Origin of the sequence: Streptomyces sp. NPDC093252 (assembly GCF_040683675.1) — a bacterium.
Classification (GTDB): domain Bacteria; phylum Actinomycetota; class Actinomycetes; order Streptomycetales; family Streptomycetaceae; genus Streptomyces.
The window spans coordinates 552,852-579,226 of record NZ_JBFBEM010000001.1 but is presented as its reverse complement, the minus strand read 5'-3'; the positions used below and the strand labels follow the sequence as shown (position 1 = coordinate 579,226).

Annotated in this window: 20 protein-coding genes; 11 read left to right on the top strand and 9 right to left on the bottom strand. The window is 74.0% G+C overall.

Annotated features, from left to right (window positions below):
* Positions 1-107 precede the first annotated feature (107 nt).
* The 4 genes from lanKC (at position 108) to AB0O01_RS02290 (ending at position 6,670) form a co-directional block, all read left to right on the top strand.
* The gene (gene lanKC, locus AB0O01_RS02305) at positions 108-2,786 is read left to right on the top strand and encodes a class III lanthionine synthetase LanKC (protein ID WP_365310107.1); all 2,679 of its coding nucleotides are present in this window, start codon (positions 108-110) and stop codon (positions 2,784-2,786) included.
* Between the two features lie 186 nt (positions 2,787-2,972).
* Entirely contained in the window at positions 2,973-3,110 is a 138-nt protein-coding gene (locus AB0O01_RS02300; protein ID WP_365310105.1) for a SapB/AmfS family lanthipeptide, read from the top strand.
* A 28-nt stretch (positions 3,111-3,138) separates the two neighbouring features.
* Positions 3,139-4,875, top strand: coding sequence for an ABC transporter ATP-binding protein (locus tag AB0O01_RS02295; protein WP_365310103.1), 1,737 nt, complete (start codon positions 3,139-3,141; stop codon positions 4,873-4,875).
* Positions 4,868-6,670: an ATP-binding cassette domain-containing protein gene (locus tag AB0O01_RS02290; RefSeq protein WP_365310101.1), complete on the top strand. Its 1,803-nt coding sequence runs from the start codon at positions 4,868-4,870 to the stop codon at positions 6,668-6,670. The genes AB0O01_RS02295 and AB0O01_RS02290 overlap by 8 nt, the downstream gene beginning before the upstream one ends.
* A gap of 77 nt (positions 6,671-6,747) precedes the next feature.
* Here the strand turns inward: AB0O01_RS02290 and AB0O01_RS02285 are convergent, their stop codons facing one another.
* Positions 6,748-7,353 carry a response regulator transcription factor gene (locus AB0O01_RS02285; RefSeq protein WP_365310099.1) on the bottom strand — a complete coding sequence of 202 codons (606 nt, stop codon included), beginning with the start codon at positions 7,351-7,353 and terminating at the stop codon, positions 6,748-6,750.
* 312 nt (positions 7,354-7,665) lie between these two features.
* On the opposite strand from AB0O01_RS02285, the gene AB0O01_RS02280 reads away from it, so the two are divergent.
* Positions 7,666-8,385: a hypothetical protein gene (locus AB0O01_RS02280; protein ID WP_365310097.1), complete on the top strand. Its 720-nt coding sequence runs from the start codon at positions 7,666-7,668 to the stop codon at positions 8,383-8,385.
* A 21-nt stretch (positions 8,386-8,406) separates the two neighbouring features.
* On the opposite strand, the gene AB0O01_RS02275 is transcribed toward AB0O01_RS02280, so the two are convergent.
* Positions 8,407-9,117 (bottom strand): polysaccharide deacetylase family protein, encoded by a 711-nt coding sequence (locus AB0O01_RS02275; RefSeq protein ID WP_365310095.1) that lies wholly within the window; start codon positions 9,115-9,117, stop codon positions 8,407-8,409.
* A gap of 173 nt (positions 9,118-9,290) precedes the next feature.
* On the opposite strand from AB0O01_RS02275, the gene AB0O01_RS02270 reads away from it, so the two are divergent.
* Positions 9,291-9,563 carry a hypothetical protein gene (locus AB0O01_RS02270; RefSeq protein WP_365310093.1) on the top strand — a complete coding sequence of 91 codons (273 nt, stop codon included), beginning with the start codon at positions 9,291-9,293 and terminating at the stop codon, positions 9,561-9,563.
* Positions 9,564-9,672: 109 nt separating this feature from the next.
* Here the strand turns inward: AB0O01_RS02270 and AB0O01_RS02265 are convergent, their stop codons facing one another.
* Positions 9,673-10,992 (bottom strand): saccharopine dehydrogenase C-terminal domain-containing protein, encoded by a 1,320-nt coding sequence (locus AB0O01_RS02265; RefSeq protein WP_365310091.1) that lies wholly within the window; start codon positions 10,990-10,992, stop codon positions 9,673-9,675.
* Between the two features lie 189 nt (positions 10,993-11,181).
* Between AB0O01_RS02265 and AB0O01_RS02260 the strand changes: the two genes are divergently transcribed.
* Positions 11,182-11,892 (top strand): TetR/AcrR family transcriptional regulator, encoded by a 711-nt coding sequence (locus AB0O01_RS02260; RefSeq protein WP_365310089.1) that lies wholly within the window; start codon positions 11,182-11,184, stop codon positions 11,890-11,892.
* Positions 11,893-11,937: 45 nt separating this feature from the next.
* On the top strand, positions 11,938-13,053 hold the full coding sequence (locus AB0O01_RS02255; protein ID WP_365310087.1) for an ABC transporter substrate-binding protein: 1,116 nt from the start codon (positions 11,938-11,940) through the stop codon (positions 13,051-13,053).
* A 91-nt stretch (positions 13,054-13,144) separates the two neighbouring features.
* On the opposite strand, the gene AB0O01_RS02250 is transcribed toward AB0O01_RS02255, so the two are convergent.
* The 4 genes from AB0O01_RS02250 to AB0O01_RS02235 form a co-directional block, all read right to left on the bottom strand.
* Positions 13,145-15,823: a collagenase gene (locus AB0O01_RS02250; RefSeq protein WP_365310085.1), complete on the bottom strand. Its 2,679-nt coding sequence runs from the start codon at positions 15,821-15,823 to the stop codon at positions 13,145-13,147.
* Positions 15,824-16,136: 313 nt separating this feature from the next.
* Complete coding sequence (locus tag AB0O01_RS02245; RefSeq protein WP_365310083.1) at positions 16,137-16,799, bottom strand: GntR family transcriptional regulator; 663 nt, start codon at positions 16,797-16,799, stop codon at positions 16,137-16,139.
* Between the two features lie 134 nt (positions 16,800-16,933).
* Positions 16,934-18,361: an aminopeptidase P family protein gene (locus AB0O01_RS02240; RefSeq protein WP_365310081.1), complete on the bottom strand. Its 1,428-nt coding sequence runs from the start codon at positions 18,359-18,361 to the stop codon at positions 16,934-16,936.
* A 76-nt stretch (positions 18,362-18,437) separates the two neighbouring features.
* Positions 18,438-19,883, bottom strand: a complete 1,446-nt coding sequence (locus AB0O01_RS02235; protein WP_365310079.1) for an aminopeptidase P family protein — start codon at positions 19,881-19,883, stop codon at positions 18,438-18,440.
* 427 nt (positions 19,884-20,310) lie between these two features.
* Here AB0O01_RS02235 and AB0O01_RS02230 point away from each other — a divergent pair, with 427 nt between their 5' ends.
* The gene (locus tag AB0O01_RS02230; protein WP_365310077.1) at positions 20,311-21,306 is read left to right on the top strand and encodes a LysR family transcriptional regulator; all 996 of its coding nucleotides are present in this window, start codon (positions 20,311-20,313) and stop codon (positions 21,304-21,306) included.
* Positions 21,307-21,493: 187 nt separating this feature from the next.
* Positions 21,494-21,940: a cyanase gene (gene cynS / locus AB0O01_RS02225; RefSeq protein ID WP_365310075.1), complete on the top strand. Its 447-nt coding sequence runs from the start codon at positions 21,494-21,496 to the stop codon at positions 21,938-21,940.
* Between the two features lie 11 nt (positions 21,941-21,951).
* Here cynS and AB0O01_RS02220 read toward each other — a convergent pair whose 3' ends face one another.
* Positions 21,952-22,998 (bottom strand): LacI family DNA-binding transcriptional regulator, encoded by a 1,047-nt coding sequence (locus AB0O01_RS02220; protein WP_365310073.1) that lies wholly within the window; start codon positions 22,996-22,998, stop codon positions 21,952-21,954.
* A gap of 300 nt (positions 22,999-23,298) precedes the next feature.
* On the opposite strand from AB0O01_RS02220, the gene AB0O01_RS02215 reads away from it, so the two are divergent.
* Positions 23,299-25,212 carry an amidohydrolase gene (locus AB0O01_RS02215; RefSeq protein WP_365310071.1) on the top strand — a complete coding sequence of 638 codons (1,914 nt, stop codon included), beginning with the start codon at positions 23,299-23,301 and terminating at the stop codon, positions 25,210-25,212.
* A 182-nt stretch (positions 25,213-25,394) separates the two neighbouring features.
* Here the strand turns inward: AB0O01_RS02215 and AB0O01_RS02210 are convergent, their stop codons facing one another.
* Positions 25,395-25,982 (bottom strand): GNAT family N-acetyltransferase, encoded by a 588-nt coding sequence (locus AB0O01_RS02210; protein WP_365310069.1) that lies wholly within the window; start codon positions 25,980-25,982, stop codon positions 25,395-25,397.
* Positions 25,983-26,375: the final 393 nt, after the last annotated feature.

The window sequence follows — 26,375 nt, the reverse complement described above, 5'->3', positions numbered from 1 at the left end:
GAACGGCACGGCTGGGACGTGACAACGGGGACTGTGCGGTCCCGCGCCGTGCTGCCAGCCTCGTTCAGGTCGCTGTCACCCCCTGACACGACCTGGAGGAGGGCCAGTTGAATCCGGAGTACGCCGCGTACTGCCAGACCGACGGTGACTTCTATGACACACCGTCCCGCACCGCCGACGCCGCCGCCCCGGACAGCGACCGCTACGAGCCCGCCCGCGCCCCCGTCCCGGACGGCTGGCTCACCACCCGCTCCGGCGACTGGCTGTCCTGGGTGCCGGCCGGGGTCACCCTCCCCGCACAGGGCTGGAAGATCCATGTCTCCGCCGCCACCGACAACGCCGCCGCCGTCCTCGCCCGGGTGCACGCCCACTGCCTGGCCCACCGCGTCCCGCACAAGTTCGTCCCCGGACCCCGGCTGCTGAAGCTGCGCAACGCCAAGTACGCGGACCGCGCCGGGAGCGGCAAGTTCATCACCGTCTACCCGGCCGACGAGGAGTCCTTCGCGAAGCTGTGCCAGGACCTGGCCACCCTGCTCGACGGCGAGCACGGCCCGTACATCCTCAGCGACCTGCGGATCGGCGCCGGACCGGTCCATGTCCGGTATGGGGCCTTCGCCGCCCGCTACTGCCTGGGCGCCGACGGACGGCCCGTCCCCGCCGTCCAGGAACCCGGCGGCACCCTGGTCCCCGACCCGCGCGGCCCGAGCTTCACCCTCCCCGACTGGGTCACCCCGCCCGCGTTCCTCCGCCCCCACCTCGACGCCCGCGCCGCCGTCGCCACCCATGACCTGCCCTACGACCTCCGGGGCGCCCTGCACTTCTCCAACGGCGGCGGCGTCTACCTCGCCCGCGACACCCGCACCGGCGACACCGTCGTCCTCAAGGAGGCCCGCCCGCACGCCGGACTCGGCACCGACGGGGCGGACGCCGTCACCCGCCTGGACCGGGAACGGGCCGCGCTGGAACAGCTCGCGGGACTGGACTGCGTCCCCCGCGTCCTGGACAGCTTCGACGTCGGCGACCACCGCTTCCTCGCCCTGGAACACATCCCCGGCCGCACCCTCAACACCGCGATGGTGCGCCGCTACCCGCTCTCCGGGCCCCCACCGGTCACCCAGGAGGCCCTCGCCGACTACACAGCCTGGGCCGAGGACGTGCACGCGCGGGTCGAGGCCGCCGTCGCCCGGGTGCACGCCCGCGGCCTGGTCTTCAGCGACCTCCACATGAGCAACATCATGCTCGACGAGGACACCGGCAGGGTCGTCCTGCTCGACTTCGAGGCCGCCTTCCCGATCGAGGACGATCAGCGCACCCAGGTCGTCGCCAACCCGGCGTTCGTCGCCCCCGCCGACCACACCGGCCGGGCCATCGACGCCTACGCCCTCGCCTGTCTGCGGCTCGCCCTGTTCCTGCCGCTGACCACGCTCTTCATGGTCGACCGCGACCGCGCGCCCCGCCTCGCCCAGTACGCGGCCGAGACCTTCCCGGTGCCCCCGGCCGCCCTGGCACCCGCCGTACGGGAGATCCTGCGCGGCACCGGCACCGGCACCGGCACCGGCCACCGGGGTGCGGAGCCCGGGGCCATTCCCCGGCCGCCGGGGTCCGCAGCCGAGCCGCTGCACGAACCCGGGTCCGAGCCCCTGCCCGCGCCCGAGCCGCTGCCCGAGCCCGGGGACTGGCCGCGCAGCCGGGACTCCATGGCCCGCGCCCTCGCCGCCTCCGCCACCCCGGACCGCCCCGACCGCTGCTTCCCCGGCGACATCGCCCAGTTCGCGAACCCGGCCGGCGGACAGTGTTTCGCCCACGGCGCCGCCGGAGTCCTCTACGCCCTGCACGAGACCGGCGCGCCCACCGTCCCCGAGGCCGTCGAATGGCTCCTGGAGCGGGTGAAGTCACCCGCACCCGGCACCCCGCCCGGCTTCCACGACGGACTCGCCGGGATCGCCTGGACCCTCCACCGCCTCGGCCACCCCGCCCAGGCCGCCGAACTGGCCCACCTGCTGATCCGCCAGCCCCTGGACCGGCTCGGCCCCGATCTGCACAGCGGGCTGGCCGGAATCGCCCTCGCCCTGCACGACCTGGGCGCCGCCACCGGCGACCCCGAACTCACCGCCGCCGCCGACCGCTGCGCCGACCGCGCCGCCCACGCCGTCACCGACGACCCGCCCTCCGCCCGCACCGGCCTCCTGCACGGCGCCACCGGCATCGCCCTGATGTGCGTACGCCGCCACGAGGCCACCGGCGACCCCGCGCTCCTCGATCTCGCGGCGACCGCCCTCCGCCGTGACCTCGACCGCTGCAAACCGGCACCCGGCGGGGGACTGCACGTGGTGGAGGGACGGCGGCTGATGCCCTACCTGGGCGCGGGCAGCGCGGGCGTGGCCCTGGTCCTGGACGACTATCTCGCCCACCGCCCCGGCGACGCCCCGCTCGCCGCCGCCCGCCGCGCCATCGACCCCGCCCTCAGATCGGCGTTCTACATCCAGCCCGCCCTGTACCGGGGCATCGGCGGACTCGTCCTGCACCTCGCCCGCACCCGCGCGGGCGACCCCGGCGAACGCCGCCGCGTCCTGGACCGCCACATCCGCCTGATGGGCCTCGAAGCGACCCCGTACGCCGGTGAACTCGCTTTTCCCGGCGAGCAGTTGATGCGCCGCTCGATGGACCTGGCCTCCGGCACCGCGGGCTGCCTCCTCGCCCTCGGCGCCGCCCTCGCCGCCACCCCCGCCGCCCTGCCCTTCCTCCCGCCGCTGCCGCCACCCTCCGCGCCGCCCGGCGCCCCCTGAACGCCCCCGCTCAGCCGGGGGTCGAGCACCACCGCACCACGGCACGACCGCACCACAGGCGCCACGGCGCCACGGCGCGACCGCACCAACGGCGCCACAGCGCCACCGCATCACCGAGGGCACCACCCAGGTGCCCCCACCGCACCACCTCCGTCCGCGAAACGTCCCCATGAAAAGGAGCACATCATGGCCCTTCTCGACCTGCAGAGCCTGGAGATCGCCGAGTCCGCCGAGGAGCAGGCGGTGGGCGACCTGGAGAGCGTCAGCAGCGCGAGCCTGCTGCTCTGCCAGGGCAGCTCCGTCAGCCTCATCCAGTGCTTCTGAGCGCGACCGCCCGCTCTCGGCACGCCGAGTGACTCGACCGCTGACCCACCAGGCGGTACGGACCGGCCCCGGACTCGCTCCGGGGCCGGTCCCGTCACCTCCGCCCCGCCCGCCCTCGCGCCTGCCCGTGCTCCTCGTCCTGTGCGCCACCGGGGGAGCCCTCGCCGCGCTCGCCCTGCCCGCCGCCCTCGGCGCCACGCTGGACCGGATCGTGGCCGACGGCCGCCTCCCCTGGTCCGCGCTGGCCCTCTGCGCCGCCCTGACCGCCGCCGAGGCCGGATTCGACGCCCTGGCCGCCCTGCTCGGCGCCACCGGGACCGCCGAACGCGCCGCCCACCTGCGGGGGGTGCTGCTGGACCGGCTGCTGCGGACCGAGGCCCGCCGCGCGAGCGCCCACGCGCCGGGCGACCTCACCACCCGGCTCACGGCCAACGCCGCCGAGGCCGCCACGGTGCCCGTCGCCGTCGCGCAGACGGTCGCCGGAGTGCTGGTACCGGCCGGCGCGACCGTCGCGCTGTTCGCCGTCGACCCCTGGACCGGCCTCGCCCTGCTCGCCGGATTCCCGGCCCTGCTGGTGCTGCTGCGCCTCCTGGTCCGCCGCACCTCCGTCACCGCCGCCGACTACCAGCGCGAACAGGCCCTCATCGCCACCCGCCTCACCGAGGTCCTGGACGGCGCGGCGACCGTACGGGCCGCCGGGACCGCCGCCCGCGAACACGCCCGGATCACCGAACCCCTCGGCCGCCTCGCCGCGCACGGGCGCCGCACCTGGGACATCCACGGCCGCGCCGCCGCCGGGGCGGCCGTCCTGCTGCCGCTGCTCGGCCTGCTGGTCCTCGCCGTCGCCGGACTCCGCACCGCCGCGGGCGCGTTGAGCGTCGGCGACCTGCTCGCCGCCGCCCGCTACGCCGTCCTCGCGGTCGGGGTCGGTGTCCTCACCGGCGCCCTCAGCGGCATCGCCCGGGGCCGCAGCGCCGCCCGCCGCCTGGAGCCGCTGCTCGCCCTGCCCGCCGTGCCCCATCACGGGCGCGTACTGCCGCCGGGCGGGGCCGGGACGCTGGAGCTGCGGGACGTCGAGGTGCGGGGGGCGGGACGACGGCTGCTGACCGGGGTGTCGTTCACCGTGCCGGGCGGGACCTGCGCCGCCCTCGTGGGCCGCTCCGGCGCCGGGAAGTCCCTGGTGGCCGCCGTCGCCGGGCGGCTGGCCGACCCGGACGCCGGGACCGTGCTCCTGGACGGCGTCCCCCTCACCGCCGTCGCCCCCGAACCCCTGCGCCGGGCCGTCGCCTACGCCTTCGCCCGCCCCGCGCCGCTCGGCACGACCGTGGCGGACACGGTCACGGCGGGCCCCACTCGCCCCGGCCCGGACCGGCTGACGGCGGCGCTCCGGGACGCCTGCGTCACCGACCACGTCGACCGGCTCCCCCTCGGCCCCGCCACCCCCCTTGCCGACGCCCCGCTCTCCGGCGGCGAGCACCAGCGCCTGGGGCTGGCGCGGGCGTTCGCACGGGACGCGCGGCTGCTCGTCCTGGACGACGCCACCTCCAGCCTCGACACGGTCACCGAACACCGCGTCCACCGCGCCCTCGCCCGCCGCGCCGGAACCTGCACCCGTCTGATCGTCACCCACCGCGCCGCCACGGCCGCCGCCGCGGACCAGGTGATCTGGCTGGCGGACGGCGCGGTCCGGGCGGCCGGGCGGCACCGCGAGCTGTGGCGGGACCCGGAGTACCGGGCCCTGTTCGGGGCGGCCGTCGATGAGTGAGGTGCGTGAGGTGAGGGAGGGGGGTGAGGGGGGTGAGACGGGGGCGCTGCGCCGGGTGGTCCGGGAGGGGCGCCCGTATCTCCGGGCCCGCAGGGGGGCGCTGGTGCGGCTCGGCGGCTGGTCACTGCTGGAGGCCGGACAGACCTTCACCGGCGGGTACGCCGTCGCCCGCGCCCTCGACGACGGCTTCCTCACCGCCGACCCCGCCACCGGCCTGCTCTGGCTGGCGCTCGCCGCCCTCGCCCTGATCCCGGCGTTCCTCGCCACCCGGGGTGTCTTCGCCCGCCTCGCCGACCTGGTGGAGCCGTTGCGGGACGGGCTGGTGCGCAGGGCGGTGCGACGGGCGCTCGGCGAGGGCGGCACGGGCGGTCCGGCGACGGCGGCCCGCGCGCTCGCGCAGGTCACCCAGCAGAGCGAGACCGCCCGGGACGGCTGGGCGGGGCTGGTGCTGGCCGCCCGGGGCTTCGTGTTCACCGCCGCCGGGGCGCTGGCCGGGCTGGCGGCCCTCGCGCCGGGCCTCCTGCTGGCCGTCCTGCCCCCGCTGCTGCTGGGCGCGGCCCTGTTCCTGGCGACCCTGGCCCCGATGGGCGCCCGCCAGCGCGCCTGCCTCGACCTGGACGAGGAGTACGCCGCCCACCTCGGGCAGACCGCCGGGGGCCTGCGGGACATCGCGGCGGCGGGCGCGGCCGGACCGACGGCCCGACGGGCGGCCGACCTCACCGCCCGGCAGACCCGCGCGGCCCGCGCCCTCGCCCGCTGGTCGGCGGCCCGGGTCGTCGCCCTCGCCGTCGCCGAACGCCTCCCGCCCCTGACCCTGCTCGCCGCCGCCCCCTGGCTCACCCGCAGCGGAGTCACCACCGGCGAACTCCTGGGCGCCTTCACCTATCTGACGGCATCCCTGGCCCCCGCCCTGAACGCCCTCCTGACGGCGGTGGGCGCGGCGGGCGGACGCCTGATCGTCGTCCTGGACCGCTTCACACCCCCCGCCCCCGAGCTGCCCCCGCCCCCTGCTCCCGAACCGCCCCCGCCCCCCGCCCCCGAACTCCTCCCGCCCCCCATCCCGCGACGCAGTCCCAGTCCCGCCCCCCTCCACGCCGAACTCCGCGGCGTCACCTTCGCGTACGGTCCGCGCGCCCGCCCCGTCCTGGACCGGCTGGACCTGCTGCTGCGGCCGGGCGACCACCTGGCGGTCGTCGGACCGAGCGGCAGCGGCAAGTCCACGCTCGCGGCGGTCCTCGCGGGCGTCCTCGCACCCACGGCGGGCGAGGTCCGCTGGCAGGACCGCCCCGCGCCCGCCCTCGCCCACCGCGCCCCCGCCCTGCGCACCCTGCTCCCGCAGCAGCCGTACGTCCTCACCGGCACCCTCCGCGACAATCTGCGCTACCTCCGCCCCGCCGCCCCGCCCGCCGACATCGCGGCGGCGGTGACGGCGATCGGCCTGGAGGCGCTGGTGGACCGGCTCGGCGGCCTCGACACCCCCTTCGACCCGCGTCGGCTGTCCCGGGGCGAGGGGCAGCTCGTCGCCCTGGCACGGGCCCATGTCGCGACCGCGCCGCTGCTGATCCTCGACGAGGCCACCAGCCATCTGGACCCGCCCGCCGAGGCCCGCGCGGAGCAGGCGCTCGCCGCCCGCGCGGACACCCTCGTCGTCATCGCCCACCGCCTGACCTCGGCCCGCCGCGCGCCCCGCGTCCTGGTCCTGGACGGCGAGCACACCGACCTCGGCACCCCCGGCGACCTCCTGACCCGCTCACCTCTGTTCCGGGAACTGGCGGGCCACTGGGACGGGGCCTGACGAGAACGGGCGGGCCATCGGGTGGGGCCTGAAGGGAGTTGCCGGGGTGCACCCCGTGGCAGAGGGCCCCCGGCCCACTACAGCCAGCCGAAGTCCCGGGACAACCGGATCGCGTCCATCCGATTGCGGGCGCCGGTCTTGCGGATCGCCGCCGCGAGATAGTTCCGTACCGTGCCGCTCGCCAGGTGCAGCGCGTTCGCTATCGAGCTGACCGACTCACCCTCGGCGGCCAGGGCGAGGACCCGTAACTCGCGCGGCGAGAGCGGCACTTCGGTGGCGCGCAGCAGACCGAAGGCGAGCGACTCGTCGATGTGCCGCCCGCCGCCCGCCACCTTGTGGACGATGGCGGGCAGATGCTCCACGGCGCCGAGTTTGTCGACATACCCGACGGCCCCGGCGTCACCGGCCCGCCGCAGATCACCGGCGCGGTCGCCCCGCGCCAGCACCACCAGCGCGGGGGAGTGGTCGGAGGCGGGGCTCAGCGACTCCATGAAGGTCAGCACCTCCATGGAGTCCGGACACTCCAGGTCGGCCAGGATCACCTCCGCCGGACACTCCGTCATGCAGCCGCGCAGTCCGCCCTTGTCCGTGGTCCGTACCCTGATCCGGGGGTCCGTACTGAGCAGACAGGCCAGCGAGGCCCGCCACAGGGGCACCGCGTGGACCAAAAGAACGGTCGTCATGGAGAACTCCTCCGCTCGGTACGTCGATGACGGCACCGCCGGTCGTGCGTGCCGTCCCGGGGCGTGCTCGGCCCCGGCCGTGCTGCTCGATCCTGTTCCTTCGCTCGCTTTCCGCGCATGCGCGTACCCTGTGTGCGCAACTGCTCACCAGTTGAGCACGATAGATGCGCAATCCACTGACAAAATGCCTAATACGCCAGGTGGACGGGCGTAGCTGGCCAGAAAGTGCGGCCGGGGCGGTGCTCAGGGGCGGTGTTGAATAGCGGTGATCAGGAGCAGCGCTCAGGAGCAGTGATCAGGAGGGGGAGCGGCGTGGGGAGTGACAGCGGTCCGGGGGCGCCCGCGGTGGATGCCCCGCCCGGTGTCGGCCGGACGGTCGACGCGGCCCGGCGGCTCCTGGCCAGCGGGGAGTGGCGTCCCGCCGAGTCCGACGCCGACGCGGCGGCGGGCGTCCGCACCCGGCTGACGGCCCGGCTCCCGGACCGCGCGGGGACGTCCGTGCTCGCCGCCACCGACCGCGACCGCCGGCTCCAGCGGATCCTGCGCACGACACTGCACCATCTGGACGGCGGCGCGCTCAGCCCGCCCGCGACGGCCCTGCTGGCAGCGGTGGCACGGGCGTTCCGGCCCTGGCACCCCTTCCCCAACCCGCCCCGCGCGGCAGCGGCCCCCCGGTACCCGGGGAGTACGTCCACCCCGCCGACCGCGGCGGGCGAGGCCCTGCTCGGCCCGCTGGCCGACCTGTTCGGGACACTGGCGGCACCCTTGCCGCCCGGGACCGTCCCGCTCACCCCGCGCGCGGAGCCCTGGGCGGTCGTCCACGAGGGCCGCTTCCGTCACTACGGCAGACCGTCCCCCTCCGTCTGGACCGCCGACACGTTCGCCTGCCCGGCGTGCGGGGGCAGGTCGGGCCCGTGGACGGTGCGCTGCGACTGGCGTGCGTTCACGTTGGGCTGCGCGTGCGGGACGGTCACCGGGGACCACGGGCTGGCGTTCTCGGAGGTGTGGCTGGTCCTGGACGGGGCCGACTGAGGGCCCGGAGGGCGTGACTGGCTACGGGCGGTACGCGGCCCGGTTGTGGTACGTCACCTTCTCCGCGGGCAGCTTGGCCGGTGCGAAGAGCTGGTCGACGGTGACGAAGTGGAACCCCTTGGCCTTGAGGGTTTTGATGATGTCCGGCACCGCGTTGACGGTCGTCCGGTGGATGTCGTGCAGCAGGACGATGTCCCCCGGCCTGGTCTGGTCCCTGACCGTGCGCACGATGCGGGCCGGGTCCCGGTACTTCCAGTCCAGGGTGTCGACGCTCCAGTGCACCAGCGGCCGGTCGGACGCCTGGCGGACGGCGGTGTTGTGGGCGCCGTACGGGGCGCGCATCGTGGTGGGCCTGATCCCGGTGGCCTGCTTGATCGCGGTGTCGGTGCGGGAGAGCTGGGAGCGTATCTGCGCGCTGGTGAGGCGGGTCAGGTCGGCGTGGTCCCAACTGTGGTTGCCTATCTGGTGTCCGGCGCGGGACGCGTTGCGCGCGGTGGCCGGGTAGCGCTGCACGTTCTTGCCGACCAGGTAGAAGGTCGCCTTGACGCCGTGGTCCTTGAGGAGGGTCAGCAGGCGGGTGGTGTCGGCGACGGGGCCGTCGTCGAAGGTGAGCGCCACGCACTTCACCTTGCGGCAGTCGACGGCGGCGGCCGAGGCGGGGGCGGTGGTGCCGATCAGGGTTCCGCCGCACAGGGCGGTGACGACGGCGGAGATGACGAGGCGTCGGTGCATCGGTTCCTCCAGGGCGAGCGGGCTTGCCCTGTGAGACCCGCGCGGGGAGGGGTTGGATGCCCTCGGGCACGGGGGAGTTCCGGCCACAGTCCGGTCGGCTACGGCCGCGTCCGGGTGGCTCCGGTCCGGTGGGCGGGCGGGCGATTGTCAGTGGCGGCTGCGACGCTGGGGGGATGAACAGCGACGAGGAGCGACTGCTGCGCGGCCGGGTCTACGGCACGGACCCCGACCGCCCGGGTGTCCGGCCGGGGCAGGTCTACGTCCATCTGATCGGCGGCCCGCTGGACGGCCTGCTGCTGGACATCACCGGGTGGACCCCCGGCGAGATCGCGGCCGGCGCCACCCTGCGCACCGACCTGGGGCGCCACGGCGTCGGCGGCCGGGCCATATACGACCCGCGCCCCGGCGACCCCCGCCGCTTCGACTGGACCGGCGACAGCCCGTGACCGCCCCGGAGCCACCGCCGCCGCCCGCCCGCTCGCCCCGGCGTGGAACGCCCGGCCCGGAACGGGCAGACGGCTCCTCACCGACGGTTCAGCCGGGCGTCGTCGCTCATCACACCGTGGAGGCTGCCTCCGTGCCGTCCTCGCGGATCCCCCACGGGGAGCCGTACGCGGTGAGCAGATCGAGGAAGGGACGCGGAGGGAGCGCCTCCGGGCCGAGTACGCCCGTCCCGGACCAGGCCCCGGTGGCGAGGAGTTCGAGGGCGACAACCGGGTTGATCGCGGTCTGCCACACCACGGCCTGGGAACCGTACTCCCGCATCGACCACTGGTTGTCGACCACGTGGTACAGGTACACCTCGCGCGGGCGGCCGTCCCTGGTGCCCTTGACCCAGGTGCCCGCGCAGGTCTTGCCGGTCATCCGGGAGCCGAGCGCCGCCGGGTCGGGGAGGCACGCGGCGACCACGTCCCGCGGGGAGACCCGTACCGGGGTGCCGTCCTCGCCCCGGACCGTCACCGGCTCGGTCGCGTCCAGGCCGAGCGCGTGCAGGGTCTTCAGCTTGCCGATGAAGTCGTCGCCCAGCCCGTACTTGAAGGTGACCCGCCGGGCGTCCACCCAGCGCGGTACGAGCAGCACCTCCTCGTGCTCGACGTTGACGCACTCGACGGGGCCGATGCCCTCGGGGAAGTCGAAGACCTCCGGCTCGCTGAACGGCTCGGTGGTGAACCAGCCCCGCTCCCGCTCGTACACCACCGGCGGATTGAGGCACTCCTCGATCGTCGTCCAGATGCTGAACGACGGGGCGAAGTCGTACCCCTCGACCGTCAGATTCGCGCCGTCGCGGATGCCGATCTCCTCGATCTCGTCGAAGAGCTCCTCCGCCGCGTACCGGGCGAAGACATCCGACAGACCGGGCTCCACCCCCATCCCGGCCAGCGCCAGCCGACCCGACGCCGCCCAGGCGTCCGCCCGCGCGAACTGCTCGTCGCCCAGCTTGACCCCGCACCGCTCGTAGGGCCGCTCGGGGTGCGGCCGGGAGAGCGACATCGCCATGTCGAGATAGTGGCTGCCCGCCGCCAGCGCCGCCTCGAACAGCGGCATCACAAAGCGCGGGTCCGTCGCGTTCAGCAGCACATCGCACCGCTCCTCGGTGAGCAGCGCGGTGACCGCGTCCTGGTCGGAGGCGTCGATCCGGCGCGCGGAGAAGCGCCCCCCGGCCCCGTCGACCGACCCCGCCGACCCGGCCGATCCCACCGCAGTCGCCGGCCCCGCTGACCCTGCCGAAGCCACCGATCCCACCGCCGCCACCGCCGCCTCCGCGCGGGCGAGGTCGTAGTCGGCGACGACGAAGTGGTCGAAGAAGTCGCGGCGGGCCGCGATCCGGGTGATCGCGGTACCGACACCACCGGCACCCACCAGCAGTACACGCATGACGAAGCCCTCTCTTCCCGGGTCCGCGCAGGTCCGCGCCCCTGGGAGGGATGAAAGCCGGGCCCGGGAGGTAAGGTCAATGGTGTTGGCATAAGAGGACCGGCAGGGGACCGGGCGCGCGGCCCCGCCGAATCCGCGCGGCCCCGTTCGACCGGTTCAACCGGTTCGACCCGTTCTTCGGAGGTGTGCATGGCCAAGCCCGTCGTCCCCGAAGCGGCCCGCAGGCGGCGCCGCCCCACCCGGCAGGGCACCGTCCTGTCCGAGCGGCTGATCGTCGACACCGCCCTGCGCATGCTCCGCGAACACGGCAGCGCGGGCCTCACCGTCCGCCGCCTCGGCACCGCCCTGGGCGCCGACCCCAGCACCCTCTACCGGTACTTCGACGGCATGGACGGCCTCACCCTCGCCATCGGCGAGGAACTCATCGGCCGCGCCCTCGACGGCTGGACCCCCACCGGCGACTGGCGCACCGACCTGCGGGAGATCGGCCTGCGCATCCACGGCGCCTATCTGGCCCACCCCCAAGCCGCCGTCCTCACCGCGAGCCGGGTGACCGGCAGACCCCGGGAGATCGCCGCCGACGAGACCGTCCTCGGCATCCTGCGCACCGCAGGGTTCCCCGACCCCGACGCGGTCCTGATCTTCCACGCCTTCATCGACCAGTCCCTCGCCTTCGCCGCGCTGGACGCCGGGGCCCTCGCCCTGACCGAGACCTCCCGCACCTCCGACGAGAGCCAGTGGGAGTCCACCTACGCCCGGCTGCCCCCCGACACCTATCCGCACATCGCCGCGACCGCCCCGCTGCTCGCCGCCCGCATGAACCACAGCGCCTACCCGGTCGCCCTGGACATGCTGCTGGCCAGCGCCGACGGCAGACTCAAGTCCCGGGGCGGCCGGTGATTAATCGGTTGCCGGACGGCGACGGCCGTGGATGCAATGGCGGCCATGCCGAGCCATGAGAACCCAGCACCCACGGAAACACGGCCCGGGGGAGTCCCCGTCCGGATCGGCGCTCTCGCCCCGCTGACCCCGCCCGGCTGGACCGAGGCCGGGCGGCAGCTCCTCGCCGGACTGGAACTCGCGATCCGGGATGTCAACACCGGCGGCGGCATCGACGGCAGGCCCCTGGAACTCCTCGTCCGGGACACCGCGGCCGACCCCCGGCGGGCCGCCGCGGCGATGGACGAACTGGCCGGGCTGGGCGTGCCCGCGGTCGTCGGCGAGTACCACAGCGTCGTCGCCCGGACCGCCGCGGCCCGCGCGGACGCCCTCGGACTGCCGTTTCTCTGCTCGTCGGCGGTCCTCGACCCCCTCACCGAGCGGCCGACGGACCGGGTGGCCCGCATCGCTCCGGCCCAGTCCCACGGCTGGCGGATCTACGCCGACCACCTCCTCGACGCGGGCCACCGCCGCATCGCCGTCACCGCGGACCCCGGCGTCTACTGGGAGTCCGGAACCCAGGTCCTGCGCGAGCACCTCGCCCCGCGCGGCGCCACCCTCACCGCCCTCGACGCCCGCACCCACACCCCCGAGGCCCTGTGCGACGCCCTCGCCGACCAGGGCGCGACCGCGCTGCTCCTTCTCGTCGGACACCCGGAACCCGCCGTGCCGATCGTCCGGGCCGTCCGCCGCGACAGACGGCTGACCGGCCTCACCCTCGGCGCCCCGGCCGGCCAGCCGGAACTGCCCGCCTGGCAGACCCTGCTCGGCGCCGACGGCACCGGCATCCCCTTCCTGCGCTATCTGCCCCCGCGCCTCACCCCCCTCGGCACCCGCGTCGCGGCCACCCTGCGCTCACAGCTCCCCGGCACCCCGTCCTTCGTCGCCTTCGAGGGCTACGACTCGATCCTGGTCCTCGCGGACGCCCTCCGCGCCCACGGCACCGACCGGGCCCGGCTCGCCGCGTCCTGGGGCCGGACCACCGTCGACGGCACCCGGGGCCGCATCGGGTTCTCGCGCCCGCCGGGCAGCGGGGTGTGGCAGTGGACCCGGCCCCCGGTCCAGGTCGCCGACCGGGACCCGGCTGACCCCGGCCGGTTCCGGGTGCTGCGCCAGGCGTGAGGGACAGTGACGGCGCGGCGGGCCCGGGACGGACGCCGGTACGGAGGTGACCCCGTACCGCGCGCGCCGCCCCGGGCCCTCGGGACAGGGGTCAGTAACTGGTGCTGACGGTGACGCCGCTGAAGCCGCTCACCGCGTGGAGGCTGATGTACTGGGCGCCCGCGGGCGGGTTGGTCACGGTCAGGGTGTGACTGTTGCCGCTGCCGGTGGCGCGATGGGTGCTGCTGGTGGTGCTGGGCCAGCCGCTGCCGCTGTAGTAGAGGTCGGCGTCACCCGTGCCGCCGGAGGTGGTGATCCTGAGCTGGGTGGTGCCGGCCGGGACATAGAGATAGAGGTAGGCGTAGTTCCCGGTGGTGGCGGACTGGTTGCTGCGCCGGCAGTTCCGGCCCAGCTCCCGGATGTCACTGCCGGTGCACTCGGTGACGGTGCCGCCGCCGCTGCTGACGGTGACGGTTCTGGTGGCGGTGGCCGTGGCGCCCTTGTTGTCGGTGACGGTCAGGGTCACCGGGTAGCTGCCCGCGGCGGCGTAGGTCTTGACGGGGTGGGTGGCGGTGGAGGTGGTGCCGTCACCGAAGTTCCAGGACCGGGCGGCGATGGTGCCGTCGGAGTCGGCCGACTGGTCGGTGAAGGTGACCGACAGATCCTGGACGGCGGTGGTGAACGCCGCGGTGGGCGCCTGGTTGCCGGGCGGGTTGGTGCCGCCGCCGCAGTCACCGGCCGCGCAGCCCGCCAGCCAGGTGTACCAGTCGCTGTCGTAGCGGGTGCCGATGGTGCTGGTCAGATAGGTGCGGGCGGCGCTCCAGTTACCGGCCCGGTAATGGCCCAGCACGGTGTCCATATCGGCGCGGTGCTTCTCCAGCATGTACCGGGTGGCGAGATAGCCCCACCGGTAGATCCGGGTGGTGTCATGGCTGTAGGTGGTGGAGAAGAGGGTGCTCAGGGCGTAGGTCTTGCGGCCCGCCTCGGTCATCGCCGCGGTGTAGGGCACCCCGCGGTAGGAGTAGGAGACGTACTCGGCGAAGCCCTCGATCCACCAGATGGTCGGGGTGGTGATGTTGGCGCCGAAGTCGCCGTACATGTCGAAGCGGCCGTCGAGGTAGTGGGTGTACTCGTGGTTGAGGTTCCAGATCTGGAACTCCGGACGCAGCCACTCGGCCTCGTAGGCGATGAAGCGGGCCTGGTTGCCCGCGGCGGCCGGGTCGCCCTCCAGGTACATGCCCCCGTTGTTGGTGTCGATGCCGTACAGGGCACCGGCATAGGTCTGGTAGTCGGTGCTGGAGTCGAAGACGACGACCTCGATGGTGGTGTTGTTGTCACCGGCGACCGGGCCGCTGTCCCGGGCGATGCCGTGGAAGTAGGCGTCCTGGCTGCGCAGGCTGTCGCAGCTCGCGGACAGCTCGGCGGACGCCATCTGCTGCGCCTTGATGGTGATGCTGGAGCTACAGGTGTACGTCACCGGCAGGACCGCCCGCGCCAACTGGCCCTGGAGGTCGCAGGTGCCGTAGTACGAGCAGTTGGCCTTGTCGTAGTAGTCGGTCATCTCGGCCACGCCGACCCAGAGCGGGGCGGTGGTGCCCTTGAGGGAGCTGGAGTTCAGCAGACCGGCGGCCAGCGGACGGACCTTGGTCCGCAGCGCCGAGTGCTGGAGGAACCGGCCCAGCTCCCGCCCCGCGTTGGAGGTCAGGTACGACTGGTCCGTGCCCAGCAGCGAGAGATGACCGGACGCGAAGGAGTACAGGGCGTCGATCAGACTGGGGTCGGACTGGACGGCCGTCACGAACGCGGGCACCTGATGGCCCCGGAAGGTCACCGTGTACACATTGTTGACCGCGTTGAGCATCCACCAGGAGGAGTTCCAGGTGGAGTCGTAGTCGGCCAGCAGCCGCTTGACGACATACAGATAGCGGGCGTTCTCCTCTGCGCTGTCGATCAGGGTGACGGCCTCGGCGAGGGTCTCCCCGTTGGCGTCGCTGACATCGCGCGAGCGCGGGCTGGCGAAGAAGGCGTCCAGGCCGGAGCGGATCGCGGTCTGGAGCCCGGTGCCGTAGGAGCCCACGGCGGCGGAGTTGTAGTACTGGACGTAGTACCCGGCCCGCAGGAACAGCACGAGCTGGGGCATGCCGGTGGTGGCGTCACCCGGGTAGGAGGCGGAGCCGTCGCGCAGGGCGTAGGCGACGGTCGTCATCTGCGCCTCGCGGAAGGCCCCGTAGGCGTCGCTGCCGGTGAGGCTGAACAGGGTGTTCACACAGTCGGTGGTGGACGCCTTGATCTGCTGGACCAGGGCGCTGCCGGTACGGCCGGTGAAGTCGGAGACGGCACAGGCGGCGGCCTCGGCCCCGGCCCCTGCCTTCGCTCCCGATGCGGACCGCGTCGACTGCGCGGGCGCCGATTCCGCCGACTTCGCCGGGGCCGATTCCGCAGACTTCGCGGGTGCGGACTCCGCCGACTTCGAAGGCCGTAGCGGCAGCTCGTCGTGGCTGCCGTACGACTCCCTGAGCGCGTCCTTGCTCGCCGCGAGCGGCGGGAGTTCGGACACCTTGAGCCTGCCGTCCCCGACATGCTCGGAGTCGGCGGGGGCGGACTCGGCGACGGGCGGGGGACCGTCCTGCCGGTCGCTTCCGGCGGCGCTGGGTATGGAGGCCACCGGTGCTCCCGGCCGGGCGCTGGCCGGCTGGGTCAGCAGACCGGCACCCATGACGACGGCCAGGGCCAGCGGCAGCGCCGCGCCCAGACCGCGCCGGACATATGACGTTCTCACTACGCCTCCCATGAGGGGTGGGACCACGGGATGTGTGGTCTATGGGGGTGGAGAGGGCCGTGGACCGGGAGAGGGCCGTGCCGTCGATCCAGGGGGAGCACGACCGGTGCCAACCGCTGAGTGAAGCCCGAGCAGAGTTGACATGACCACGACCTGATGTGACATGTACCATTGCACAGGTGACATGTCAGAGGGAAGTCATACGGCTGAATCCGGAGTGGCCAATCGGCTTACGGGACAGGTGAGTTGACGCCTGAGCGGGGCTACTTGGCCAAGTCACCCGGGACGGGGTGACCCAGGGTTCGAGGGCAGCCGGAAGCGGCGGCTACCGGCCGTCCGCCCACAGGGTGCGGACATGGGAGAGATGGCGCCGCATGCACTCCTCCGCCTGCTCCACCCGGCCCGCCACCATCAGATCGAGCAGCTCCACATGCTCCTGCGCGGAGGCGACCAGCCGCCCCGTCTCGTTGAGACTGCCCAGGCCGAACAGCCGGGACCGCTTGCGCAGATCGGCCACCACATCCACCAGATGACGGTTCCCGGCCAGCGCCAGCAGCTCCAGATGGAACCGGTGATCGGCTTCGAGGTACTTGAGGACGTCGTGCTCCTCGGCCGCCGTGACGATCCGCCGGGCCAGCGGGCGCAGCGCCTCCAACTGCTCCGCGCTCGCCGTCGCGGTGACCCGCCCGACCATGGGCACCTCGATCAGCGTCCGGATCTCGGTGAACTCGTCCAGGTCCTGCTCGGTCATCTCGGTGACCCGGAAACCCTTGTTGCGCACCGCCTCGACCAGCCCCTCCCGGACCAGGTCCAGCATGGCCTCGCGCACCGGGGTGGCGGAGACACTGAGCTTCGCGGCCAGGGTGGGTGCCGAGTAGATGAGCCCCGGGCGGAGTTCACCCGCGGTGAGGGCGGCGCGGAGGGCATGGGCGACCTGGTCCCGCAGATGGGTCTGCACGGAGATCACCTGCGGTTCGAGATGAGGCATCCGTGATCCTCCGAGGTCCCTCAATCCGATCAGCCCATTAACCTCCCACTATACAATGTGACGTTGCTGTGACGGACGGTCCGCGAGCCCGGTGCGGCGCCGGGAGTGACACCTGAACACCACCCCCCCAGCGATCACGGCAGGGCGTCGGCCATCCAGCTCTCGATCGCGTCGGCGCTCCGGGGCAGTCCGGCCGACAGACACTCCGCCCCGTCGGCCGTGATGACGAAATCGTCCTCGATCCGCACCCCGATACCGCGCAGTTCCTCGGGCACGGTGAGATCGTCGGGCTGGAAGTACAGCCCGGGTTCGACGGTCAGTACCTGACCCGCCTCCAGCGCCCCGTCGAGATAAGCGGTGCTGCGGGCGGCGGCACAGTCATGGCAGTCCAGGCCGAGCATGTGACCCGAGCCGCACACGGTGTAGCGCCGGTACAGCTCCGCCCGGGGCGTCGTGGCGGTGCTGCCGTACGGCCGCAGCCCCCAGGCGTCCAGGCCCTCCGCGAGGACCAGCATCGCGGCCTCGTGGAAGGCGCCGTACGGGGCACCGGGGCGCAGCGCGGCGATGCCCGCCGACTGGGCGGCGAACACCAGGTCGTACGCCCGGCGCTGGACCTCGCCGAAGCGCCCGCCGACCGGCAGGGTGCGGGTGATGTCGGCGGTGTAGAAGGAGTCGGCCTCCACGCCCGCGTCCAGCAGGAGCAGATCGCCGTCCCGCACCGGGCCGTCGTTGCGCATCCAGTGCAGGACACAGGCGTGCGCCCCGGCCGCCGCGATGGTGTCGAACCCCAGCCCGTACCCGCCGAGCCGGGCCCGCCGGCCGAAGGTGCCCTCGATCCAGCGCTCCCCGCGCGCGAGCCGGGTCGCGTACGGAAGTTCACCCACCACATCCTCGAAACCGGCGACCGTGCAGTCCACGGCCGCCCGCAACTGACCGATCTCCCACTCGTCCTTCACCATCCTCAACTCCGCCAGGAAGGTGAGGAGTTCGGCGTCGGCGCGGGGATCGGTCGACAGTTGCGCGTCGAGGTGGGCGTCCGTGCCGCGCAGCAGCCGGGTCGGCACGTCGTGGCGCAGCGCCCGGTCCAGGTCGTCGCGGGCGGCGGCCTCGACGCCGAGGGCGTCCGCGGTCTCCGCGAGGGTCCGGCGCCGGCCGACCCAGAACTCGCCGTGCCGCCGGTCGCTGTGGAACTCCGTCCCGCGCGGTCCGCCGTCGCGCGGGGAACGGGGCCGGGTGAACAGGGTGACGGTGTGGCCGCCGCCGGTGGGTTCGAGGACGAGGACGCTGTCGGGAACGGCCTCCGGTCCCTGCTCGGCGGTGAGATGGACGAACGCGGAGTGCGGCCGGAACGCGTAGTCGAAGTCATTGCTCCTGACCTTCGGCCCACCCGCCGGAATCACGATCCGCTCGCCGGGAAACCGCTCCGACACCGCCGAGCGCCGCTTCGCCGCGTAGGCCGCGCCCGGCAGCGGCGGCAGCGTCCGGCCGGTGTCCGCCCAGCCGCCCCCGAAGGGGCCACCGGGGTGCCCCGCACCGCCGTGCGGGCCGTTGTGCTCTCTCATGGCTGGGTTCCCTGTGTCGTGGCGGATGTGGCGGGCATGGCTCTCGGGGAGGGAGCGAGGTCGGCCGGGGCGGGGGTCAGGCGCGCAGCCGTGCCATCCACCGCTCCACCTCGTCCGCCTCCCTCGGCAAACCGGCCGAGAGATTCTCGTTGCCGTCGGCGGTCACCAGGATGTCGTCCTCGATCCGGACGCCGATGCCCCGGTACACCTCGGGCACGGTCAGGTCGTCGGACTGGAAGTAGAGGCCCGGCTCGACGGTGAGGACCATGCCCGGCTCCAGCGTGCCGTCGACATACAGCTCGGTGCGGGCCCTGGAGCAGTCGTGGACGTCCAGGCCGAGCATGTGTCCGGTGCCCGCCAGGGTCCAGCGCCGCTGGAGTCCGAGCGCGAACGCCTCCTCCGCCGACCGGTCCCCGAACAGGCCCCAGGCGGCCAGGTGCTCGGTCAGCACCCGTTGCGCGGTGTCGTGGAAGTCGCGGTACGCGGCACCCGGCTTCACGGCGGCGATGCCCGCCTCCTGGGCCGCGTACACCGCCTCGTAGACCTTGCGCTGGACGGGGGTGAAGCGGCCGTCTACGGGGAGGGTGCGGGTGATGTCGGCGGTGTAGAGGTGGCGGGTCTCGACCCCGGCGTCGAGCAGCAGCAGATCGCCCGGCCGGGCCTCGCCGTCGTTGCGGACCCAGTGCAGGGTGGTGGCGTGCGGTCCCGCCGCGCAGATCGACGCGTAGCCGACGTCATTGCCCTCGATCCGCGCCCGGGTGAAGAACGTGCCCTCGATCCGCCGCTCCGAGGTGGGCCCTGACCCGGCCAGGACCCGGACCACGTCCTCGAAGCCCAGGGCGGTCGCCTCGCAGGCGAAGCGGAGATCGGCGATCTCGAACTCGTCCTTCACCAGCCGCATCCCGGAGAGCGCGCTGCGGAACTCGTCGTCGTCCCCGGCCGCCGACCTCCCGGTGAGGGCGGTGTCGATGCCGCTGTCGAGGCCCCGGAGCAGCCGGACCGGGCCGGTGACCGTGGCGAGCCGGTCGGCGAGGGTGCGGACATCGGCGCAGTCCAGGCCGAGCAGCCGCTCGTTCTCGGTGAGGCTGTTGCGGCGGCCGTCCCAGAGTTCGCCGTGGTAGTCGAGCCAGAACTCGCCGTTGTCCCGGTCGGAGCGCGGCAGCAGATGGGCGACCGCCCAGTGCCCGCCGCCGTCGCCGGGCGCCACCGGTTCCAGGACCAGCACGGCGTCCTGCGACTGGTCGCCGGTCAGATAGACGTAGTCGGAGGACGGCCGGAAGGGGTAGGCCGTGTCATTGGCGCGGACCTTCGCCCGCCCCGCCGGGATCACGAGCAGCTCACCCGGGAAGCGGGCGGACAGCCGGGCCCTGCGGCGCGCGGTGTACGCCGCCTGCGGGATCGGGGTGAGGCCGTGGCGCTCGGTGTCCGCCCAGCCCTGCCTCATGTTCTCGGCCAGCTCGGTGCTGACCTCCCGATAGAGACCGTTCTTGCGCTGCGTGCCCTCGTCCGTCTCGGCGGCCACCGGCACCTCCTGAATCCTGCGTCGTACGCGTCATGGACCGATCGCCCCGCGACACCTTGGCGCCCCCGGCGCGCCCGCGTGCGCAAGAGCGTTCTCGATGGTGGGGGTGTGGGGGTGGTTCGGCAACGGGGTGAGGCATAGGAGAACGTGGGGGGTGGTCATAACGCGGGGGCGGGGTGAGTGGGGCGGGGGCGGGGCGGGGGCTGTGTCTGTGGCTGGGGCGGACATGCAGGTGCCCTGTGCTCCGGTCCGAGGCGGGGGCGCTCCGTGCTCCGGCCCCGGAGGCGGGGGCGCTCCGTGTTCCGGCCCCGGAGGCCGGGGCACCCTGAGCCGCGGCCCGGGGTGCGGAGGTGCCGACGCCTCCCGCCCCGGCCGTCCCGCGCATAATGGACGCCGTTTCCCCCTTCGGCCGGGTCGAGGTGTACCGATGGAACTGGAGCTGCGCCATCTGCGGGTGCTGTGCGCCATCGCGGATTCCGGGAGCGTCGGCCGGGCTGCGGTCGCCCTCGGCTTCACCCAGCCCGCGCTCAGCACCCAGCTCCGCCGGATCGAGCGGCTCCTCGGCGAGGGCCTCTTCGTGCGCAGCAGCGCGGGCATGGAACTGACCGCCTACGGCGCGGACGTGGTGAGCCGGGCCCGCGACATCCTCACCCGCGCCGACGCCCTCGTACGACGGCCGCCGGGCGGCCCCGCGACGGGGGTGGCCGGGCCGCTGCGGCTCGGTGTCACCAACACCCCGGTCGTGCCGATGCTGCTGGACACCCTCCGGGACACCTGCCCGGACCTCACCGTCTCCGTGTCCAGCGTCTACGCCACCGGGGAACTCCTCAGGCTCCTGGAATCCGGCGAACTGGACGCCGCGCTGGGTGTCGACTACCCCGGGCTGCCGGTCCGGCACTCCGCCGCCCTGGCCCACCGCGCCATCGGCACCGTCCCGGTCTTCGTCGCGATCCCCGCCGGTCATCCTCTCGCGCACCGGGTCGAAGTACCGCTGGAGGAACTGTCCGAGGACACCTGGTTCGTCTCCGCCGACGACGGGGTCGGCTGGCCCGGCGCCTTCTACGACGCCTGCGAGGCCGCCGGGTTCCAGCCCCGGGGCACGCACGAGTTCCATGTGCTGGACCAGTTGCAGTCGATGATCGCCAAGGGGCTGGGGGTGACCGCCGTCCAGCCCACCCTGCGTCCCATCGCCGGAGTGCTGGTCAAGCCGCTGGCCGGAGACCCGCTGTGGCAGCGCCATCTGCTGCTCTGGCGCCGCGAGGCCGTCGAGGCGCCCGTCGCCGAGGCCCTGCACCACCACGCCGTCCGCACCTACCGCAACCTGCTGGCGCAGGCGCCGCACCTCCAGCGATGGCTGAGCCGCGCCTACACGACCACCCGCCCCCCGGACGGCCTCCGCACCCCCGGTCCCACCGAACCCTAGGGATCCTGTCCGCCCCGGCCCAGGAGAGACCCACCACGGAGACCCACCACGGAGACCCAGCAATGAGACCCACCACTGAGACATGTCACTGAGACATGGGGCTGGGACGCATCACCGAGCCCCACCGCGGAGAAGCTCCACTGAGCCGTACCACCGAGACCCGCCCCCCACAGTCAAGGAGACGGACATGCTCAGCAAGCGCGAAGCCGCCGAAGCGGTTCGTGAGGCCAAGGTGAAGACCGGGGTCACCTGGGCCCAGCTCGCCGAGGCGGTGGGCAAACCGCTCGCCTGGACCACCGCCGCCCTCCTGGGCCAGCACCCCATGGGCAAGGACGAGGCGGCCACCGCCGCCGCCCTCCTCGAACTCGGCGACGACGCCGCCCTCGCCTTCCGGCTCCAGCCGACCCGGGGAGCCCTGGACGCCGCGGTCCCCGTCGACCCCACCGTCTACCGGCTCTACGAGATCGTCCAGGTCTACGGGCCGACGATCAAGGAGCTGATCCATGAGCAGTGCGGCGACGGCATCATGAGCGCGATCAACTTCCGGCTCGACGTACGGCGGGTGCCGGACCCGGCCGGTGACCGGGTGGTCGTCACCCTGGACGGGAAGTACCTCCCCTATCAGTGGGAGTGACCGGGTCCGGATCAGTGGGAGTGACCGGGTCCGGGCTCCACTGACGCCGGGAGCTGTGCCGTCCGCACCGAGGTGGCCCTGATCCGGAGCCGGGCGGGCACGGTCACGGTCACCGGGCGCGGGCGGTGCCGGGGGCGCTCGATCAGATCGACCAGGGCGCCGACCGCCGCCCGCGCGCTGCGCCCCGGATCGAGGGTCACCGTGGACACCGGGGGCGTGCCCCGCGCGTAGGCCGGGTCCTCGCTGGCGCAGACGACCAGCAGATCACCGGGGACGGACAGTCCGCACCGCTCGGCCGACGCCAGGATCCGCCAGCCGCACGGATCGTAGATCCCGTACACCGCCTCCGGCCGGTCGGGTCCGGACAGGACGGCGTCGTAGGTGCGGCCCCGGTCCTCCACCAGGGGCGGGGGCATCGGCAGCGGGCGGGGCCGGACGCCGTGCCGGGCGCACCATTCGAGGTAGGCGGCGCGGCAGGTGCGGGTGTAGTGATCGGCGCCCCGGCCGTCCATCAGGGCGATCCGGGTGGCGCCCTGATCGGCGAGATGGTCGAGGACCTGATGGGTCATCGCCCGGTGGTCGTTGTCGACACACACCTCACCGGGGCGCAGCGCGGCGGGGCGGCCGTCGAAGGCCAGCGGCAGCCCGCGCGCCCGCAGGATCCGGGCGACCGGGTCGTCGGCCGGGCTGTCGATGAGCAGGACCCCCGCCACCGGGAGCGTCGCCCACAACTCCTCGGCGGGCGCGGAGGGCAGCGCGGTCAGCGCGTAGCCGTGTTCATGGGCGGCGGCCGTCGCGGCGGCGATGGCCTGGGCGAAGAAAGCGACCGAGGCGAAGTCCCAGGGGTCGGGGCCGTAGGTCGTCACCGCGAGGGCGAGGGTGCGGGAGGTGACGGGACGCGGCCGGTCGCGGTCGCCGTAGCCGAGCGCCGAGGCGAGGGCGCGGACCCGGACCCGGGTGGCCGGGGCGAGCCGTCCGGTGCCGTTGAGGGCGTGGGAGACGGTCGCGGTGGACACCTCCGCCGCGCGGGCGACATCGGCGATGGTCGTTCGGCGCACGCGCCCCAGAGTACGGAATCCGTGGCCGAAGGGGGAGAGCGCTACGGATATCGATGATTTCGGGCGCTGGTGGTTATGGGCTTAACCACGAAGGATGCTCGGCAGCGCGCCGGCCGCCAACCGGAGCGCAGCCACCTCCCCATCCGCCAACCGGAGCGCGGCTTCCTCCGCATCCGCCAACCGGCGCGCGGCTTCCTTCACATCCGCCACCCGGCGCGCAGTTACCTCCACATCCGTCACCCGGAGTGCCGGGGGCGCGCCGTTCGTCTCGCGGAGCACCGCCGATCGTAGGGACCACCCATGACCTCTCAGCTCTCCCGCCGTCAGCTCGTCGCCGCCGCGAGCCTGGGCGCGGCGGCGGCCCTCGTCCCGGCCGGGCCCGCCACCGCCAGCACGGCCGCCACCGCCGGGACGAGGACCCGCCGGTCCGCCGCGCTGGTCGTCCACAACGCCCGTGTCCTGACCGGCGCCCGCACCTCCGGGCGCCCGGCCGACGCGGTCGCCGTGGGCCGGGACGGCCGTGTCCTCGCCACCGGCACCTCGTCCGCCGTACGCCGCTTCGCGGGGCGGGACACCGACTACGTCGACGCGCGCGGCGCCACCGTCATGAGCGGCATCGTCGACGGCCACGCCCACCCCCTCGGCGCCGCCGAACGCACCCTCAACCCCTCCCTCCAGCACGCCTCCTTCACCGTGCCCCAACTCCAGGAGATCCTGGGCGGGTTCCTCGCCGAGAGCGCCGCCGAGGAACCCGACGGCTGGCTGCTCGCCGAGGACTGGAACCCCATCGGCCTGCTCCCCACCGGAACCGTCCCCCACCACTCCCTCCTCGACGCCCTCCCCACCCGCCGCCCCGTCGCCCTCATCGGCAACGACGGCCACAACATGTGGGTCAACCGGCGCGCCCTGGATATCGCCGGGATCACCGCCGCCACCCCCGACCCGCCCGGCGGCGAGATCGTCCGCGCCGCCGACGGCACCCCGACCGGCCTCCTCAAGGACGACGCCCAGGGCCTGGTCCGCCGTCACATCCCCGGACCCGACGAGGCCCGGCTCCTCGCCGCCTGCGCCCGCACCCTCCAGCAGGCCGCCGCGATGGGCATCACCTCCTTCCTGGACGCCCTGGTCACCCCCTCCTCCCTCGACACCTACGCCGCCCTGTCCCGCTCCGGCCGCCTCCTCCAGCGCATCGCCCCCGCCCTGCGCCTGGAGACCGAGCAGGTGAAGAACCCGACGGAGGCCCTGGCGTACGTACGCGAACTGCGCGCCCGTCACCGCGAGGTGGCCGGGCTCCACTTCGGGGTGGCCAAGGTCTTCCTGGACGGGGTGATCGAGTACCCGGCGCAGACCGCGGCCCTGCTCCGCCCCTACCTCGACGAGCAGGGCAGACCCACCGACAACCGGGGCGACCTGTACGCCACCTCCGCCGAGTTCGGCCGACTGGCCACGGTGTTCGACCGCGCGGGCTGGCAACTGCACGCCCACGCCATCGGCGACCGTGCCGTACGCACCGCCCTGGACGGCTACGAGACCGCCCTGCGCGCCAACGGCCGGCGCGGCAACCGGCACACCGTCGCCCACCTCCAGCTCGTCCACCCCGACGACCATGCCCGCTTCCGGCGCCTGGACGTCGTCGCGTGCATGCAGCTCCAGTGGGCGACCCGCAACACCTGGACCATGGAGGCCCTCGCCCCCTACCTCGGCCCCGACCGCCACCGCCTGCTCTACCCGGCCCGCAGCCTCGAACGCCGGGGCGCGGCCCTCGCGGGCGGCTCGGACTGGCCGGTGGACCCCCTCAACTCCTGGAACCAGATCCGCACCGCCGTGGACCGCGAGGGAGCCGACTCCGAACAGGGCGCCCTCTACCCCGAACGCGAGGCCCTCAGCCGCGCCTCCGCCCTGCGGATGCACACCGCCGGCTCCGCCCACCAGCTCCGCCTCGACCGGCTGACCGGCAGCCTCACCCCCGGTCTCGCCGCCGACCTGGTCGTCCTGGACCGGGATGTGACCCGCGTCCCGGTGCGCGAGATCAGCGACACCCGGGTACGGCTCACCCTGATCGGCGGACAGCGCGCGTACGACGCGGACGCGACGGACACGACCGGCGCGACGGCCACCCGCACCGCCGCCGTCCCGGCGGCCGAGAACCGGACCGCGTCCCTCACCACCGTCCACGGCAGCCGCCACCGGCACTGCGGCTGCGGCCGGGCCTGAACGGGGGCCGGGGTCACCGGCCGGGTTCATCGGCCGGGGTCATCGGGGCGCCGGGGCCCGGCCGGTGGGCCCGCCCTCATGCCCGGCCCCGGAGTGGGCGAACAGCGCGCGGCGGTGCTCCTCGCTCTCCACTGGGCCCAGGCGTGGCTGACGACCCGTTCGCAGCCCCGGGAGGTGGACGCTCACAAGGGCCGGGCCGCCAGGGCGCGGGCCGGGTGGCCGGGGCCGAGGAAGACGACGACGCCCTTGCCGTCGGGGGACGGATGGGTGGCCTGGGTCCAGCCCCGGCGGCGGTAGAACGACATCGCGCGCGGGGCCTGCGCGGAGGTCAGCAGCCAGCAACGGCCGCCGGGGGCGGTCGCGGTGAGGGCCCGCAGCAGGGCCTCGGCCGTCCCGGTGCCCCGGGCGGTGGGGCGGACGGCGAGTTCGTCGATCTCCAGGGCGCCGACCAGCCAGTCGGCGGTGCGCTCGGGGCCGAGCCCGGCGGCGACCTGGGGGTAGCAGCGGTCGCCGGGGAAGGGGGCGGGGGTGATCCACCCGGTCGCGAAACCGAGCAGTTCCCCGGCGCGGAACGCCAGCGCCGCGCCGAATCCGGGGCGGCGCGCGTCGGCGGTGAGGCGGTCGGTGAACTCCGTCGCCCTCTCCTCGTCCTCGCCCCAGGGCGGCACGCAGAACGCCGCCGCGTAGACCGAGCGCAGCGCCGGGGTGTGCGCGAGGAGGGCGTCGCCCCCGGCGAAGACCTGTACCTGGATCACCTCGGTGTCCGTCACGCGGCCACCGCCCGCGCGGTCGGATTCTGCGTCGCGTACGGGACAGCGCGCGGATGCCCCGCCCGGACCGTCCGGGCGCAGGACGGTCCCACACCGAGCACGATCGGAGAAGTCATCGCCACCCCTTCTGCCAGATGAATGCTGTTGCGAATAGTGTGCAACAAGGGGCGGCGAGATGGGTACCCTCGCGAGGATCCGCAGGCCACCGGCCCGTAGAGTGCGGGTGCGCGCGCGACGCCACGGCGTCTGTCCGCCCCCGCCGTTCGTCCGAGCCCGAGGTGCCCGCTGTGTCCGCTCTGCCCGAACCACGTGCCGAGGGCACCGAATCCGCAGAATCCGCCGAATCCATCGCATCCGCCGCATCCATCGCATCCGTTGAATCTGGCGATTCTG